The organism is Agathobaculum sp. TL06 (assembly GCF_054658635.1).
The window spans coordinates 12,085-29,143 of the sequence record NZ_BAAGGY010000007.1 but is presented as its reverse complement, the minus strand read 5'-3'; the positions used below and the strand labels follow the sequence as shown (position 1 = coordinate 29,143).

At 59.2% G+C, this 17,059-nt stretch carries 11 protein-coding genes; 7 read left to right on the top strand and 4 right to left on the bottom strand.

The genetic code is table 11. The annotated features are described in order from the left end of the window. Positions 1-11 precede the first annotated feature (11 nt). From ACYQ3S_RS05430 to ACYQ3S_RS05415, 4 genes are read left to right on the top strand one after another with little or no spacing between them, the layout of a single operon-like run. Complete coding sequence (locus ACYQ3S_RS05430) at positions 12-1,529, top strand: sugar ABC transporter ATP-binding protein (RefSeq protein ID WP_459687685.1); 1,518 nt, start codon at positions 12-14, stop codon at positions 1,527-1,529. Beyond that, positions 1,526-2,473 carry an ABC transporter permease gene (locus ACYQ3S_RS05425; RefSeq protein WP_054326634.1) on the top strand — a complete coding sequence of 316 codons (948 nt, stop codon included), beginning with the start codon at positions 1,526-1,528 and terminating at the stop codon, positions 2,471-2,473. The genes ACYQ3S_RS05430 and ACYQ3S_RS05425 overlap by 4 nt, the downstream gene beginning before the upstream one ends. 11 nt (positions 2,474-2,484) lie before the next feature. Further along, positions 2,485-3,438: an ABC transporter permease gene (locus tag ACYQ3S_RS05420; protein WP_459687684.1), complete on the top strand. Its 954-nt coding sequence runs from the start codon at positions 2,485-2,487 to the stop codon at positions 3,436-3,438. 25 nt (positions 3,439-3,463) lie between these two features. Next, a complete protein-coding gene (locus ACYQ3S_RS05415; RefSeq protein ID WP_459687683.1) occupies positions 3,464-4,294 on the top strand; it encodes an N-acyl homoserine lactonase family protein in 831 nt (276 codons plus the stop codon). A 136-nt stretch (positions 4,295-4,430) separates the two neighbouring features. On the opposite strand, the gene ACYQ3S_RS05410 is transcribed toward ACYQ3S_RS05415, so the two are convergent. Further along, the gene (locus tag ACYQ3S_RS05410) at positions 4,431-7,004 is read right to left on the bottom strand and encodes a X2-like carbohydrate binding domain-containing protein (protein ID WP_459687682.1); all 2,574 of its coding nucleotides are present in this window, start codon (positions 7,002-7,004) and stop codon (positions 4,431-4,433) included. A 224-nt stretch (positions 7,005-7,228) separates the two neighbouring features. On the opposite strand from ACYQ3S_RS05410, the gene ACYQ3S_RS05405 reads away from it, so the two are divergent. Next, positions 7,229-8,284, top strand: coding sequence for a tyrosine-type recombinase/integrase (locus tag ACYQ3S_RS05405; protein WP_459687681.1), 1,056 nt, complete (start codon positions 7,229-7,231; stop codon positions 8,282-8,284). A 40-nt stretch (positions 8,285-8,324) separates the two neighbouring features. Here the strand turns inward: ACYQ3S_RS05405 and ACYQ3S_RS05400 are convergent, their stop codons facing one another. The 3 genes from ACYQ3S_RS05400 to ACYQ3S_RS05390 form a co-directional block, all read right to left on the bottom strand. Then, a complete protein-coding gene (locus ACYQ3S_RS05400) occupies positions 8,325-9,275 on the bottom strand; it encodes an S-layer homology domain-containing protein (RefSeq protein ID WP_459687680.1) in 951 nt (316 codons plus the stop codon). Between the two features lie 125 nt (positions 9,276-9,400). Next, positions 9,401-9,814: a GtrA family protein gene (locus ACYQ3S_RS05395; RefSeq protein WP_459687679.1), complete on the bottom strand. Its 414-nt coding sequence runs from the start codon at positions 9,812-9,814 to the stop codon at positions 9,401-9,403. Then, complete coding sequence (locus tag ACYQ3S_RS05390) at positions 9,811-10,749, bottom strand: glycosyltransferase family 2 protein (protein WP_459687678.1); 939 nt, start codon at positions 10,747-10,749, stop codon at positions 9,811-9,813. Before ACYQ3S_RS05390 ends, ACYQ3S_RS05395 begins: the two co-directional genes overlap by 4 nt. A gap of 240 nt (positions 10,750-10,989) precedes the next feature. On the opposite strand from ACYQ3S_RS05390, the gene ACYQ3S_RS05385 reads away from it, so the two are divergent. Both ACYQ3S_RS05385 and ACYQ3S_RS05380 read left to right on the top strand, forming a co-directional pair. Continuing rightward, positions 10,990-13,251, top strand: coding sequence for an S-layer homology domain-containing protein (locus tag ACYQ3S_RS05385; protein ID WP_459687677.1), 2,262 nt, complete (start codon positions 10,990-10,992; stop codon positions 13,249-13,251). 181 nt (positions 13,252-13,432) lie between these two features. Then, positions 13,433-17,008, top strand: coding sequence for an S-layer homology domain-containing protein (locus ACYQ3S_RS05380; protein ID WP_459687676.1), 3,576 nt, complete (start codon positions 13,433-13,435; stop codon positions 17,006-17,008). The last annotated feature ends 51 nt before the right edge of the window (positions 17,009-17,059 follow it).

Sequence of the window (17,059 nt, the reverse complement as noted above, 5' to 3'; positions counted from 1 at the left end):
GAAGAGAGGGAATGGATTTGCGACAGACGGTTCTCGAAGCTAAGGACATCTGCAAATCGTTTTACGATAACCTGGTGCTTGATCATGTAAACTTTAGCTGTACGTCCGGCGAGATCCATACCCTCGTTGGGGAAAACGGCGCCGGAAAATCCACGCTGATGCGTATTTTTTCCGGCGTCTACCAGCCGACGTCGGGCGAGCTGTACCTGAACGGCAAGCCGGTCAAATTCACCGGCACGCTGCAGGCGCAGCAGGCGGGCGTCAGCATCATCCATCAGGAATTCAATCTGGTGCCGCACATGAGCATCGCGGAAAATATCTTTTTAGGGCGCCAACTGCGGAAAAAGGGTGGGAACCTTGATTTTCCGGCCATGCGGCGGCGTACAGAGGAGCTGTCCCGCATGATGCGCATGGAGCTGGAACCGGATGCGCCGGTGTGCAGCCTGACGGTGGCGCAGCAGCAGATGGTCGAGATCATGAAAGCGATCGAGCTGGATACCCAGATCATCATTATGGACGAGCCGACCGCGGCGCTCACGCCGGTGGAGGTAAGCTCGCTGTTCGCGGCCATGCGCCGGCTGCGGGACGAAGGGCGGACGATCATTTACATATCCCACCGCTTAAACGAGGTGTTTGATATCTCGGACCGTATTACCGTGCTCAAGGACGGCGTTATGGCCGCGACCCTGCGCACGGAGGAGACGACAAAGGACGAGGTGGTCAGCCTGATGGTCGGCCGCAAGCTGGATAATATTTTCCCGCCGCGCGACGAGGCGGCGGCGGGAGAGGTGCGGCTGCAGGCCGAAGGCCTGGTGATCGCGCCGGGCAAGGGACCGGCGAGCTTTTCCGTTCGCGCGGGAGAGATACTCGGCGTGACCGGACTGGAGGGACAGGGACAGCGGGAGCTGCTGCGCGCGCTGTTTGGGCTGCACCGGCTGGCCGCGGGGAAAATCTTCATTGACGGGCAGGAGGTCCGCATCCGCAGCACCAGGGAGGCGATGGCGCACGGCATCACCTTCCTGACCGACGACCGGAAAAACGAGGGCCTGTGCCTGGACCTGCCAATCTACCGCAACATCAGCCTGCCGGTATTCCGCAGGCTGAAGACCGGACCGTTCCTCACCGTGCAGGCGGAACGGCAGGAAACGCAGCGCTACATGGAGCTGATGAACATCAAGGCGGAAAGCTCGGCCAAGCTGGTGCGCAAGCTGTCCGGCGGCAACCAGCAGAAGGTATTGCTCGGGAAATGCCTGTCGCCCGCACCCAAGGTCCTTTTGGTGCATGAGCCCACGCGCGGCATCGACGTGGCGGCAAAAATCGAGATTTATACGCTGCTTAAAAAGCTGGCGCGCGAGGAACAGGTCGCGGTCGTGATGGTATCAAGCGACCTGATGGAGGTGCTCAACGTCAGCGACCGCATCCTGGTCGTTTACGGCGGCGGCGTCAGCGGCGAGCTTGCAGCGGCGGACGCGACCGAGGAAAGCGTGATGCGCCTTGCGACGGGCGTGGCGAAGGAGGCGGCGGTATGAATCTGCGTGCGTTTATCAAAAGGCATGACAATCTGTTTATCGTTTACGCGATCCTGCTGGCCGTTGCGGTGGTGGGCGCGGTATCCTCTCCGCGCTTCCTGACCGGAATCAACCTCGGCAACATCATGGAGCAGGCGGTGGGGCTTGGCATCGTGGCGCTCGGCCAGGTGCTGACCATACTGCTGGCGGGCATTGACCTGTCGGTCGGCGCGGTGGTCAGCATGTCTACCGCGATCATGTCGCTGGAGCTGTCCGGCGGCGCGGCGGGTATCCTGCTCAATATCCTTCTTACGCTGGCCGCGGGCGCGCTGGTCGGCGTGTTCAACGGCTTCGGCATCGTGCGCCTGCGCATCCCGCCGTTTATCATGACGCTGTCCACCATGTGTATCGTCAACGGCGTCGCGCTCAAAATCCGGCCCGTGCCGGGCGGGTCGATCCCCTACGAATTCATGGACCTGCTGTTCGGGCGGATCGGCATTTTCCCGCACGCGGTGCTGCTGTGGGCGGTGGCCGGCGCGCTGCTGGTCTGGCTGCTGGGCAGCCGCCGTCTGGGACGGAACCTGTACGCGGTCGGCGGCAACCCGACGACCGCCGCGCTTTCCGGCATACCGGTCGGGCGGGTGCGCATGCAGGCGCATATCCTGTGCTCGGTCCTGGCGGCGGTGGGCGGCATTTGCGTCGCCGCGCGCATGGGCTCGGGCGACGCCACGTTGGGCGAGACCTACAGCATGGATTCCGTGACCGTTTGCGTACTGGGCGGCGTGAGCCTGTTCGGGGGCCAGGGCAATATCGTGGGCCTGCTGGCCTCGACCTTTATCCTGACCGGAATCAGCAATATCCTGAACATGGTCGGCGTCAGCTCGTATTATCAGTATGTTTTCAAGGGCTTAATCCTGCTGGTCACGGTGCTGGTGTTCTCGATCAAGGATAAGCAGAAAGGGTGAGGGCGGTGCAAATGGAAAAAAGCATAAAATGGAAAGACCGCTTTGCCAGGCTGAACGTCCCCATCATTTTCTGGGGCCTGCTTCTGCTGGTGGTGATACTGGGCTTTGTGTCCCCGAACTCGGTCAAGCCGGCGCACCTGCTTGACTTTACCCGCCAGGCAGCGCCGATGATCCTGGTCGCGATCGGCCAGACCATCGTTATGATGATCGGCGGGCTGGACCTGTCGGTCGCGTCAGTCATGGTGCTGATCGATGTAGTCGCCGCGCAGATGATGATGAACGACCCGTCCCGCGCCGTGCCGGTCGCGCTGTTATGCCTGTGCATCGGCATGGTGGTGGGGCTGGTCAACGGCTTCCTGTGCGCGGTCATGCATATGCCGAGCTTTGTGGTTACATTGGGCATGAGCACACTGCTGCTGGGCGTGACGCTGCTGTACAGCGGCGGCTCGCCGAAAGGCTCGATTCCGGATAACTTCCGTTTTCTGGGTACCGGCTTTGCCGGAAAGATACCGATGGCCGCAATCGTCTGGCTGGTGATCGCGGCGGTGGTGATACTGGTCATGCGTTTCCTGCCAATCGGGCGGTATATCATGGCGACCGGCGTCAATCCAATGGCAGTGTACCAGTCGGGCGTTGATCCAGTGCGGATACAATTGACCTGTTATGTGCTCTGCGGCCTGTTTGCCGCGCTCGCGGGGCTGCAGATATCCGCCTATATCGGCACCGCCAGCCTGCAGCTCGGCGAGGACTACCAGACGCGCTCGATCGCGGTCGCGCTGCTCGGCGGCGCGGCGTTCACCGGCGGCAAGGGCAGCATTTTCGGCACCATACTCGCCAGCCTGTTCATGGTGGTCATGTCCAGCCTGATCGCGGTACTCAACATGGACGCAGGGGACCAGAATATCATCCAGGGTGTGATCATCCTGGTGGGCCTGCTGCTCAGCGGAATGAAGAAAGACGACTAACCCCCTGCATAAAGGAGCAGAACAAATGAAAGGACTTGAATTTGCCATCATCCGGTATGGGTCGATCTGGAACGATCCGGCCTTTAATGTGGCGGTACCCAATCCGGCGACCGCGCATCATCCGCGGACGGAGAGCGTGTTCTCCGAGTTCCCCGCGTCGTTTATCCTGATCCGCCATCCGGAGGTCGGCTACATCCTGTATGATGTCGGCGATTTCCCAGACGGGGAGGACGGCATCCCCCGTCCGGATTACTGGAAGGAATATTTCCAGCCCCGCATGGAACGGGAGGATTATGTCGATCGGATATTACCCAGGCACGGCATCCAGCTTTCGGATATTTCCTGTATCATTTTGTCCCATATGCATTATGACCACGCAGGCGGCATCAAGTTTTTCAAGGGTACCAAAGCGGCGCAGAACGTGTATGTACCCCGAGAGGATTTTGCGTATGCCTGCCTCTCCACACTGACCAATGACGAGGAGCGGAAAACCACCTCCCCCTATTGGCGCAGCGTCGTCACCGCGGGCGGGATCACCTATCACCTGCTTGAGGAGGACGTTGAGCTGTTCCCGGGCGTCCGGCTGTTCCTGATGTCCGGCCACACGCCGGCGGTCGCGGTGCTGCTGCTGGAGGCGGAAAACGGGAACTACCTGTTCCCGAACGATGCCTGCTCCTGCCGCCTCAATTACGGTCCGCCCACCAGGCCGACCACCATTCTGTACGACAGCCTGGGCTATGAAAAAAGCGTCAAGCGCCTGCGCAGGCTCGAGCGGGAATACCAGGCCAAGCTGATTTTTTCGCATGATCTGGAGGAGGACCGCAGCTACCGCCATTTCCCATCATTTTACCGGTAAACGAACTTCTTTTCTTCTCTTTATACCAGTCCCTTGTCAGGACAAACGAAAGGCCGGATAAACCGGCCTTTCGTTTTGGGAAATAACAAACGCCGCCCGACCTGCGCCGGGCGGCGTTGTTATTCGGGCATGGCCGTCACTCAAGCTGCACCTGTGTGCGGATGCTGCCGGTGACAGTGATGGGCTTGGTCGTCGAGGTATAGCCGCTGCAGGAGACCTGGATGACATAATTGTCGCGGCGGAGGCTGAACGAGGCAACGCCGTCCGCGCCGGTGGTGGCCGCCTTGCCGCCGATCGAAACGACCGCGCCCGACAGCATGGCGCCGTATTTGTTGGTGACGACAACCTGCACGGTTTCCAGTATCTCGCCGGTCATCTTGACCGTGCGGGAGGAGGATACGCTGGTCGTCTGCGAAACCGATTCGGTGAAGCGCTCATGCGCAGCGGTCAACGTATAGGAGCCGCGCTTGACGTATACGGTGGCCTTTCCGTCCTCGTCCGTGGTGGCGGTCTGGGTGGCCGTGCCGGTGGCGGAGTCCGCAGGCGTAAAGGTGACGGACGCGCCCTCGATCGGCAGGCCGAGGTCGTCCACGACGCTCGCGGTCAGCGCATAGGTGGTGACATAGTTGACGCGGAGCGTGGGGTTCTGGCCGTTCGACATGACGAAGGTGAAATCCGCATAGGACGCGCCCTTTTCCGCAAATTCGGAAATCGCGGATTTGTTCAGCGTGACCTGGTTGCCGCTGACCTTATACTGCCAGTCCTCCTCCAGCTCCTTGTTATTGCAGCGGATCCTGCGCAGCTCCGCATCGTTGGCGGGCGTCAGGGTGACAGTGATATCGCGGTAGCCGCCGGAGCTGGTGTTCGCGTCAAAATCGACCTCCTCCGGCGCGATCTTGTTGACCGGCTTGGAGTCCGTGATGGTCAGCGAGCAGGTGGTGGACGAACCCTTGCTGGGTACGAAGCTGATGGTGTACGAGCCCTTGCTCTTTTTGGCGAGCGTTTCGGCCATCAGCACCACCTGGCCGGTGGAGGTGTTGTAGGTGTAGTCCGTGCCGCGTTCGAGCACCGTGCTGCCGAGCTTGATGCTGCTGAGCGTCACGCCGGCCGGTGTGGAGATCGTGAGCGGCACATTGGCGTAGCCCGCGGATTCCTCGTATTTGTCAAACGTGATCTGCGAGGGGCTGACCGCCATCTGGCCGGAATTGCTCGTGATGATGGTGAGCGCGGCGGTCGAGCGGTCCGAGAACGTGAGCTTGGCCGTATAGGTGCCGGCCTCGAGCGTGGTGAGATAGGTCTTGTAAATGCGGATGCCGTTTTTATCGGTCAGCAGGTTGTAATCCTCGCCGAGCGTGAGCGTGTCGCCATCCACGGTGATGCGGACCAGGTCGTCCTTATCCGCGTTGAAGGTAAAGTCATAGGAATGGGCGATGGAATCCGCGTTGCCGGCGTCGAACGTCAGCGCGGCGGGGGAGATGGAAATGCTGTTGGAGGACTGCACGCTCTCTCCGGCGATGGTCGCGGTCACGCCGCTGGCCAGCTCGACGGTGGAGGGCTCCATCACCAGGTCGCATCCGCTGACGTTGAGCGCGGCCTTCTGCACCGAGCCGCCGCCGGTGATCGTGACCTTGCCGTCCGCGGTCAGGCTGTCGATCGTGGTGCTGCCGGTCGTGAGGATGGTGCAGGCCTGCTTGACGTTAACGTCCCAGAGCGCGGCGTCCAGCGTCAGCGAAAGGTTTTCGCCGTTGACGTCCAGATCGGAGAAGCCGCCCGCGCTGATGCCCAGGCCGCTTTCATACAGCATGGCGTCCGACTGCACCTCGGTATGCGCGATGCTGGTGTTGCCCGAGCAGGTGACGGAGAGCGTCTGGCCGCAGGGGTTGGAAACGGTCAGGTCGAGCGCGGACACGCCGTTCAGCACGACCGAGCCGCCGGAGACGATGATCCTGCCCTCCACCGTGACGTTCTGCAGGGTGACGCTTCCGGCGCCGACGCCCTCGGTGATATAGAGGTTGCCGTCGATGGTTGCGCCCGACAGGGTGCAGGGCTGGGTGATGGAGACGTTGTCGGTAACGCTGTTCAGGTCCGCGCCGGTGTAGCTGCCGCCCTCTTTATGCAGGGAGGTGCCGAGGAAATAATACAGGATCTTGGCGATTTCGCCGCGGGTGATGGTACCCTGCGGCTTAAAGGTGCCGTTGGGATAGCCGTTGATGTACTTGAGCGCGACCGCCTCGGCGACGTATGCGCGGGCGTAACTGCTCACCGCGGATTTGTCCGAAAACGTCATGTCGTCCGGATCGGCGTCCGGCGTATACTTGTGCAGGCGGCCCAGGATGGTTGCGGCCTGCTCGCGCGTGAGCGTACCCTGCGGGTCCATTTTGTTGTTGCCCACGCCGTTGATATAGCCGTAATAGACAGCGGTGGCGACGATGTCGTAATAAGCGGAGCCGGAGGGTACGTCGGTAAAGCTGATGGACGCTTTTTCGGTGAAGTCAAACGCGCGGTTGATATAGCGCATGAATTCCCAGCGGGCGATCGGCTGGTCCGGCGTGTACTGGCCGGACGAGGACGGGTTGATGATCTCCAGCTCGTGCAGCTCGGTCAGATAGGTTTTTGCCCAGTGGTTTTCGATATCGGACGCGGCAAGCGCGGCCGGCAGCATGCACAGCAGCATGGCGGCCGTCAGCACTGCGGATATCAGTCTTTTCACAGCGATCACCTCTTCGGTATTGTTATTCCTATTTTACCATTAAAAGAAATGTTTGTGTACTGTTATTTTTTGAAAACGCGGCCGAACCCTGAATAATGTAAAAATCATACATAACTGGAAGCATCTGCCCCTTAATCCATAATAAACCGACAAAATTCGACGAAATACGAATTTTTGTGATAAAATAAAATCCAATCAAAAAAGCGGAAAGGGGATTTATCAAGATGGACATGTCACCTGTTATGGGTACGCCGCACATTTATGAGGAGGACGGTTACATCCACTTCATGCTGCGTCCCGAGGACCTGATGCGGCTGCGCTATTCGGAGGAGGCCAAAACCTCTTTCGTGGATTTTATGGACCAGTGGCTCGACCAGATGAAAACACAGGTTCGCGAAAACACGATGGACGGCTACCGCTACGCGTTTGAAAAGCACATCCGGCCGTTCTTCACCGCGCGCGGCACCACGCTCGCCACCGCGCGGCCGATGGATTTCCAGGACTTTGTCAACCTGAAGTTTTCGCAGGGCCTGTCGCCGACCTCGATCGTCAAATTCCACTCCATCATGCACAAGTGCCTGAAATACGCGGTCGCGCTGCAGATCATCCCGCTCAACCCGTCGGACAACGTGATGCTGCCCAAGCGCTACAAATACCGCGGGCAGGTGTACGACCGTACGCAGATCAACGTGTTCCTGGCCGCGGCGCTGCACTCGCCGGCTGAGGCGGCGTTCGTGCTGGCGGCCACCTACGGCCTGCGCCGCAGCGAGTGCGCGGGCCTGCGCTGGAGCGCAATCGATCTGCGCGCCCGCACCATGGTCATCAACCATACGGCGGTGCAGTCGGGCGGGCGGGTCATTTATGCGGACAGCGTCAAGACCAAGTCCAGCTACCGCACCCTGCCGCTTTCCGACTCGCTCAAGCGCTATCTGAGCGACCTGCGCCGCCGCCAGAACGAAAACCGCAAGCGGTACGGCAAAAAATACTGCAAGACCGACTATGTCTGCTGCCATGAGGACGGTTCGCCCCTCCGGCCGGACTATATTTCGCGTGAATTCGAGCGGGTGTGCCGCAAGGCGGCGCTGCCGCGCATCCGCTTCCACGACCTGCGCCATTCGGTCGCGACCATCCTGCTGCAGCAGGGCTTTTCGCTCAAGCAGATCCAGGAATGGCTGGGCCACGCGGATATCGCGACCACGGCGAACGTTTACGCTCATGTTCCCTATGTGGAGAAAATCTCGATCGCCAAGGGCGCGACGCCCGCGATCGTGCTGCAGTAAAACGCAAAAAGCGGCCGTAAGGCCGCTTTTTACGTTTGCTTTATGCGAATGCGCGGTACAGGAAGGTGACGATCTGGCCGCGGGTGCAGGTATCGGACGGGGAGAAGGTGGTATCGCTGGTGCCGGTGGTGACGCCCTGCTCAACCGCCCAGGCCACCGCGTCCGCATAGTAGTCCGGAACGTCGGTGAAAGCGGCGGGCGCGGCCGCTTCCGGCTTGCCGTCCATTTTCCACATGAAGTCCACCGCATCCGCGCGGGTGCAGGAATAGTCCGGATCAAAGCCGATTCCGGTGGTCATACCCTGCTCATTTGCCCACTGCGTAGCCTTGAAATAATAGCTGTCCCTCGAAACGTCGGCAAAATATCCCGCCATGCTTTGCGGTTCGGGCGAACCCGCCGCGCGCCACAGGAAAGTGATGATCTGGCCGCGGGTGCAAAGCTCCTCGGGCGAGAAGGTGGTGTCGCTGGTGCCGGTGGTGATGCCCTGCTCAACCGCCCAGGCAACGGCGTCTGCGTAGTAGGCGCCGCTCTTTACGTCGGAAAAGCCGGTCTCGGTTTCCGTGTCCTGTGCGGGCTGGGTCGTGGAGCCGCCCTGCTCCACGGCGCGGAAAGCGGTCCGCTGCTCGCCGGTATACACACTGCCGTCGCTCTGGACGCACATTACTGTCTTGCCGGTTTCCAGCGCAAGCGTATCGGCGTAGAGCTCGTATGTGGTGCGCCAGCCCTTTGTTTCATCATAGGTGCTGACACAGAAGCCGCGCGGCGTGTCCACCGTCAGCACTGTGCCGGCAGGAACGAGAAACACGGTAAATTCGTCTCCCATGATAACATCCTGCACGGTTTCCGTACCGATGATCGGCTGGGACAGCGTGTACTGCCAGCCGTGAATATCGGTCAGCGTGGTGTCCCCCGCCTGTGCGGCAAACGCCGGAACGGTTAACCCCATGCACAGAGCCACGGCTAAAATCAGGGAAAGCAAACGTTTTTTCACAAAGAACCCTCCTCTTTTTCTCAGAGAAGGGCCTTTCCGGCTCCCCCTCTGGATGAAACCGGTATGCCCGCCGCGGCGGACATCCTTTGTAAAAAAGGTAGCACAATACCGGCCGTATTGCAAGCCTATTTCCCGCGGAACGCGAAAAACCGCTGCCCCAGGTAGTTGAAGCCGGTGAACAGGCACATGCCCACGAACATGGAGACGTTGTCCCGCACGCCCGCGGCCGCGCCGGACAGGAGCGCGCGGCACAGCGGCTTGGCGATGCCGTAGGCCAAAAGATAGCATGCCGCGATGTTGAGCGCGAAGCGGACGGCCTCCCCCGCGCTCCTTTCGCTGCTCTGGAAGGTAAAGTATTTATTGAGGAAAAAGCTCAGGATGCTGGTCAGCAGGTAATTGGCTGCGCTTGACACCCAGTAGGAGCAGTGGGCAAGGTTGTACAGCCCGAACATGATCGCCGTGCCGACCAGCGTGTTGATCACGCCCACAATCAGGAATCGGGCGAGCTTTTGGTCAATGATGCCGGACAGCCTGCTCATTTGACGCCTTCCTCCGTTTCACGCACCAGATAGACCGGCCGGCGCTTGGTTTCCAGATAGGTTTTGGAGAGGTACTGGCCGAGGATGCCGATGCACAGAAGCTGTACGCCGCCGAGGAACAGAATGACGCACATCATGCTCGGCCAGCCGCCGACCGGATCGCCGAACGCCAGCGTCTTGACCAGCACCACCAGGATGAACACGAACGCGGTCAGGCACAGCAGCACGCCCAGCACGGACGCGAGCGCGAGCGGCACGGTCGAGAAGGCGACGATCCCCTCCAGCGAATAGCGGAACAGCTTCCAGAACGACCACTTGGTTTCGCCCGCCACACGCTCGACATTGACGAACGGAATCCATTTGGTGCGAAAGCCCACCCAGCCGAATATTCCCTTGGAAAAGCGGTTGTACTCGCGCATGGACAGGATCGCATCCACCACGGCGCGCCGCATCAGGCGGTAATCGCACGCGCCGTCCACGATGTCCGCGTCGGATACTTTCCGGATCAGCCGGTAAAACAGGCGCGCGAAAAACGACCGGATGGGAGGCTCGCCCGCGCGGGTGGTGCGGCGGGTGGCGGCGCAGTCGTAGCCCTCCTCGGTGACCGCGCGGTACAGCTCGGGCAGCAGGGCGGGCGGGTGCTGCAGGTCCGCGTCCATCAGGGCGACGTAATCGCCCGTCGCGGCCTCCAGACCGGCGAGCATGCCGGCCTCCTTGCCGAAATTGCGTGAAAACGATACGAACCGCACGCGCCTGTCCGCCGCGGCAAGGCGGCGCAGCACGGGCAGGGTGTTATCGCGCGAACCGTCGTCGATGAATACGAATTCAAAATCGATCCCTGTCATTTCCCCGGCAACACGGGTTGCCTCCTGATAGAACAGGGGCAGCGCCTCCTCCTCGTTATAGCAGGGGACCACGATCGAGATTACAGGCATGGGCTTTCTCCTCTCTGAAGCGGTCAAAGGCAGGCGGCCGCGCCGGCGGCGTGCCTTTTATTCTGGAATTATTGTAATCCCTTGCCAGATTGATGTAAAGAAAAAGCGGCGGTATTGCAACAAACCTGTAACATTATGCCCGCTTATGTCACGATTGTTACACTTTTCCGCCTGCTATTGTGAGAAATGGGAGGAAACGCTATAATTTAATTACGATAATATCCAAGGATGGAAATGACTATGCTCAAAAAAACAATTTCCGCCCTGTTTGTGGCGTGTATCATGGTGATAGGAGCCGCGGCGGCGGGCGCGATTTTCCCCGTGACCCGCACGGATATCGACGGCGTGAGCCGCTCCGGCTATCTGGACGAAGAGGGCAGGACCATACTCTCGTTCGCCTATGCGCAGGCGGGCGAGTTCGCGGACTGCGGCCTGGCCGCGGTCGAGGACGAAAAGTGGCAGACTGCGGTGATCGATCGGGAGGGGAGCCTGGTCATCCCTTATACCGCGTCGCCGGTGTCGGTCGATTTTTCCGACGATATGGTGGCGTACCGCTACGCCGACCACAGCGTTTACTACACCCTGCAGGGGGAGCTGGTCGGCTCCTACGCGGGCGCGCTGGATTTCTTTTCGGATGGCCTGCTGCTCTGCAAAAGCCCGGCCTCCGGCCTGTATTCCTACGTCAGGCAGGATGGCACGGCGGCCTTTGAAGGGGAATACAGCGACGCGGGCGTTTTCCTGAACGGCCGCGCGCTGGTGCGCACGACCGATGGCGCCTATCTTGCCATTGATACGCAGGGGCAGATCCTTTACACGCTGGAACATCATATCACCCCGTCCTATATGACCATTTTCGGCACGGATACGGTTGTGCTTTCCGACGGGACCAACCAGGCGCTGTATTCGCTGGAAAACGGCAGCTATATCACGGATTTCCTGTATAACACGATCTCGGAATTCCACGGCGGCGTCGCCATGGTCCGTCAGGCCAACCGCTGGGGGCTGATGGACACCACGGGCAAGCTGCTCACCCAGCCGACCTACTATTACCTGTCCTATATGGGGGACGGGCTGTACGCGGCGCGCAGCGAGGACGGGTCGGCCGCGGCGGTGGACGCCAACGGCAACATCGCCTACCGCACGCTCAGCTATGTCGGCGGCTTTGACGAGCTGCGCTACGGCCTGGCGTGGCACGGAACCTCGGACGGGAGCCTGATCTTTTTCAAAAAGAACGGCGGCTATTTCGCCAGCCTGAAGAATGCAGAAAACCCGACGCTGCTCAGCGAGAACGTGGTGCGCGTCACACAGGACGGCAAGCAGAAGTACGTCAACCTTTCCGACGGGCGGACGCTGTTCGAGCAGCCGACCTCGTTCGATCTCGGCAAGGGCGTCACGGCGACCACCGTGCATTACGAGCGCTTTTTCGGCTATCAGGCGGATGGGAGCGAATATGGCTGGAACGTGGATTTTCCGGAGATCTCCGGCCTGCCGGATGCCGATGTGCAGAAGAAGATCAATGCGGCCATCCGCAAATTTTTCCTGGAAGGCCCCTCGGTGTCGGCGGAGTATGAGGCGCTCGAAGGCGGCTACGGCGCGTCGCTGGAGGGTTCCGTGCTGGTGGTTTGGGCGAACTGCGTCAGCGGAAAGGGCGCGGGCTCGTCGGTCTGGAACAATAACCTGGCGTTTGATATCCGCACGGGCGAGCAGTATGGGCTGAACGATCTCCTTTCGAGCGGCTATGTGGAAACGGTCAAGGCGCTCCTGCCGGATACGCACGCGTTTTACCTGTACAGCTTCCCGCGCATGAGCACAAAGGGCGTGACCTATTATTATAATGAATATGAGAGCGAAACGCGCCGCGCCTATACCGAGAGCTACCTGCTCACATTCGAGCAGCTGCAGGAGGCGGTCGACCAGTCGGGCGAATGCTATCAGGCGCTGAAAACGCCGTTTGTCCGCGAGACCAGCCTGACCGGCTTCCGCGACGTTCCCAACAGCCATTGGGCCGCGGAGTATATTCAGCAGGTCAAGCAGGACGGCGTTATGCAGGGCGACGCGGACGGTCTGTTCCGGCCGGATGACCTGCTCACGGGCGCGGAGCTGTGCGCGACCATCGCGCGGAGCGCGGCGCTCGAGACGCCGGATACGGTGATGGAGGGCGTCAGCGCGGACGCCTGGTACGCAAAGGATGTCAGCGCAATGCAGGCTGCGGGCCTGCTGGATGGCCTGGAGCTTGACTTTACCGCCCTGGTCAGCCGAGAGGAGGCCATGCAGGTGTTCGCGAATCTGCTTGTCGGAAAAGGCAGCGCGCTGCCGGACGAGACGGAAACGGACGAGCTCCTGTCGGCTATTTCCGACCAGGAGACGATCACACCGGAGTACCGTGCCGCTGTGGCATTGTGCATGCAAAAGGGACTGGTCAAGGGTTATGCGGACGGCACGCTGCAGCCGGCGGGTAATTTTACCCGCGCGGAATTCGCCAAGCTGCTGACGATGCTCTGAATAAAAGGTGAATAAAGCAGCCTTTCTGCCGTGGCTACTGACGCGGCAGGAGGGCTGTTTTTTTGTGAAAAAAGCGGCCGGAAACAGCGGGAGGAGGAGAAAAAACGCTTCCTGTTTTCAGGAGGAACAGAGGGAACGGCGAAAAAGCGTTTTTTTCGATTTGTTGCAAAATAGAGAATATTTGACTGAAAACAGGGTGGTTACGGGGGGGAATCGGGAACAAACCCGCCATCAGAAAAAGGTTCTCGCACTGGTGCTGGCGTTCGCATGCGCGTTCACCATGTTTGCCGGTGCGGCGTTCACGGACGAGGCGGACATTGTCAACGCGGAAGCCGTGGACCTGCTGACGGAGCTGAACATTATCAATGGCTACAGCGACGGCAGCTTCAAGCCTGAGGGAGACGTCACCCGCGCTGAGTTTGCCAAGATGATTTATGTCATCCGCAACGGCGGCAACGACGACGCTTCCGCTCATGCGAACAACCCGACTTCGTTCACCGACCTGACCGACAGCTGGTATCAGGGCTACATCAAGTACCTGCAGAACACCGGCATCGTTGCGGGCAAGACCGCGACCCAGTTCGATCCGGACGGCAACGTAACCACCGGCGAAGCGCTCAAGATGGCGCTCGTTCTGGGCGGCTACCGCGCGGACAAGGCTGGTCTGACCGGCACCAAGTGGCTGACCAACACCGTCACCCTGGCGACCACCAACCGCCTGCTGAACGACGTTAACTCTTCCATCACCGGCGCCTGCACCCGTCAGGACGCGGCACAGATCCTCGCCAACGTGCTGGATATGACCGCTGTCCGCTACTCCGAAATCGTTGAGGATTTCGTTAACGATTCCGAGGACGGCCTTGCGCTGGGCGGCGAGTCGATCTCCGTCGGCCGCAAGTGGATGGACCTGTGGACCAACGTTGGCACGCTGATCAGCATTGACGGCTCCGACCTGGATATCCATATGTCCTCTTCTGACCGCACCGACAGCGACAGCGACGACAAGAATTTTGTCAAGGTTGGCACCGACTACTCGAGCCTGCTCGGCCAGAAGGTCAAGGTTCTGTTCAAGGACGGCAAGAACAACTCTGTTCTCGGCGTTTACCCGATCGACGACAACAACGTTGTTACGGTTTACCAGAACGAGATCAGCGTTGACGCCGGCAAGATCGTCATTGACGACGAGAGCTACTCGGTTGAGACCGACGGCGTAACCGTAATCAAGGACGGCGAAGAGCTGGAGGAAAACTGGAAGGCCGGCGCGTTCAAGGATCAGCAGTCCGCGGACGTAATCACCCTGATCGACACCGACGACAACAACAAGATCGATACCGCTTACATCAAGACGGTAGACGTTGCCAAGGTTACCTATGTTGCTTCCTCGCAGATCATCGCGGGCAGCAAGACCTACAAGTTCTCTGAAGACACGATCGACGCGGACGTTGAAAAGGACGACTGGGTCATCATCACCAAGAACCTGTACAACGACAACAACGACATCGTTGTAGCCGCCAAGGCGACCGGCACTGTTGAGGCCACCAAGGCCAAGACCGGCTGGAAGCAGTACCAGATCGGCGACGAGTGGTTCAACGAAGCCGGCAACAATACCGGCAAGGATATCAACACCAACGTAAAGCCGGGTGTTGAGGCGGAATATGTTGCCGTAAACGGCATCCTGTTCTACGCCGCAAAGACCTCCTCCGGCTCTGACAAGCTGACCGACGTACTGTTCGTTGCTTACCACGGCAAGGATGGCCTGTCCAACGACCAGGCGCGCGTCATGTTCCCGAACGGCGACAAGGCGACCATCAACCTGAAGAACAACTATGTTGTGGATCAGGATGGCGATAAGTCCACCGTAAACGGCGGTTCTATTCAGGACGGCGCGTTCTACGAATACAACAAGTCCGGCAACACCTATGAGCTGATCGACCTGTCTACTGACACCGATTTCTATGGCGATTTCACCTATGAGGGCAAGGGCGACTTGGCATCTGATTCGACTAAGGTGGAGAATGACCGCATCGCTGACAGCGCGGACGTTATCGTATGGACTTCCGATGGTAACAACGCTGTTGACTTCAAGCACATCACCGGCAAGCAGCTCAAGGCACTGGCGCTTACTGTAAAGACTACTCCGACTGCTGCTAACGAGCTGTTTGAGGAGACTCTGGGCTACTTCACCTCTGATGTGGACGGCCTGAACCGCGCTTCCGTTCTGGGCGTTAAGGTCAATAATAATGGTGTGCTGGGTACTGCGTTCGAGAACATTTCCTCCAACGCGAACTACGGCTTCATCACCAAGGACGCTGTCAAGCTCTCCAACGGTATGATCAAGTTCACCGTCTGGACCGGCTCGGAAAATGTTGAGGTCGAGGCTGAGAAGTCCCGCGAGAACGACTTCACCAAGGGTACCATCGTTGGCTACACCGCGATCAACGACGAGGACGGCACCAACGTCATGACCGACGCTGTTGCGATCACCTCTGGTGTAACGGCTGGCTCCATCACCTCCGTCAACTCCAAGGGTACCACGATTGAATCCAGCACGATCACCCTCCCGTATGAGGACCTGGATGATTACAGCACGGTACTCTATGTTGACTCCAAGGCCGGCACCGGCATGGAAGATGGCAAGGCAACCAAGGCGAACAGCCAGAAGGTTGGCACCGACACCTACTACGCGACCAACCTGCTGGTATACGGCACCGAAGTCATTGTAATTGATGTTAACGAAATCGCCGGCAAGCGCTATGGCGCTTACACGCTGCCCTCTATCTCTGGCCTGTCTGACGTACAGTGGCTGAACACCCGCACGAACGACACCGATGAGGGCGCGGCTTACGAGGGTGCGATCATGCAGCTTTCGTTCTACGCTGACAAGGCTGGCACGCTGACGCTGACCAACGTTGCCGATATCGAGACTGGCGACAACGACGGCACGGTTAAACTGTCTGTCACGGCCAAGCAGTACAACAAGTTTGATTCGCTGATCGTGACCGGCAATGGCAACGTTACGGCTACGTTCACCGCTGATGGCGGCACGGTTGTCAACCCGTCCAATACGACCGTTGAAATCAAGTCTGCGGCTCCCGCACCGGAGTATAATTCCGGCGATGACTTTAACGTAAATATCATTTACGAAAATGCAATGGGCGAGACGCCGTCCATGGCGATTTACGCCAAGGCTGATGCTACCGCTCGTGCAACCAACCTGCTCGATGGCACTGTGTTTACGGAAAAGACTCCGTTTGGCTTTATCACCACGGATAACAAGACTGCGGCGCAGGCTGAGATCACCCTCGGCAATGCAGGCAGCGGCGATTATGTGCTGGTAGTAACGGTTGGCACGGTTGAAGATACCCAGGCGTTCTCGGTTGAGGAAGCGACGATTTCTGTAACTCCAACGATTTCTTCGCTTGGCATGTCGCAGAGTTTTGCAGCTACACAGGCGGTTACTACAGCTACTGGTAACACCACTCTGACTTCTTCTGAAACTGGTGTCAATACAACTGCTGATTTTGCGATTACACAAGTAACCGGTAATGATGATACTACTCTGGACGCTGGTGAATCGTGGAAGCTGGTAGTAACTATTAAGCCTACGGCTAACTATGCGTTCGCTGCAAATACTGCAAGCACGAACATTACCCATGGCTTGACACTGGGGAACTCTACCGTAGGTGGTAGCGATCCGGTAGTGGCAATTGTAGACGGAAACCTTGTTTTGACCTATACACTGACCATTACTGCGTAATTAACATTACAAAACCCCCGAGGATATCCTCGGGGGTTTTCCCTTTGTCCA

Bases quoted from the DNA above. Each gene is read 5' to 3' on its own strand.
- ACYQ3S_RS05430 (WP_459687685.1), top strand. From the start codon at position 12: ATGGATTTGCGACAGACGGTTCTCGAAGCTAAGGACATCTGCAAATCG.
- ACYQ3S_RS05425 (WP_054326634.1), top strand. From the start codon at position 1,526: ATGAATCTGCGTGCGTTTATCAAAAGGCATGACAATCTGTTTATCGTT.
- ACYQ3S_RS05420 (WP_459687684.1), top strand. From the start codon at position 2,485: ATGGAAAAAAGCATAAAATGGAAAGACCGCTTTGCCAGGCTGAACGTC.
- ACYQ3S_RS05415 (WP_459687683.1), top strand. From the start codon at position 3,464: ATGAAAGGACTTGAATTTGCCATCATCCGGTATGGGTCGATCTGGAAC.
- ACYQ3S_RS05405 (WP_459687681.1), top strand. From the start codon at position 7,229: ATGGACATGTCACCTGTTATGGGTACGCCGCACATTTATGAGGAGGAC.
- ACYQ3S_RS05395 (WP_459687679.1), bottom strand. From the start codon at position 9,814: ATGAGCAGGCTGTCCGGCATCATTGACCAAAAGCTCGCCCGATTCCTG.
- ACYQ3S_RS05390 (WP_459687678.1), bottom strand. From the start codon at position 10,749: ATGCCTGTAATCTCGATCGTGGTCCCCTGCTATAACGAGGAGGAGGCG.
- ACYQ3S_RS05385 (WP_459687677.1), top strand. From the start codon at position 10,990: ATGCTCAAAAAAACAATTTCCGCCCTGTTTGTGGCGTGTATCATGGTG.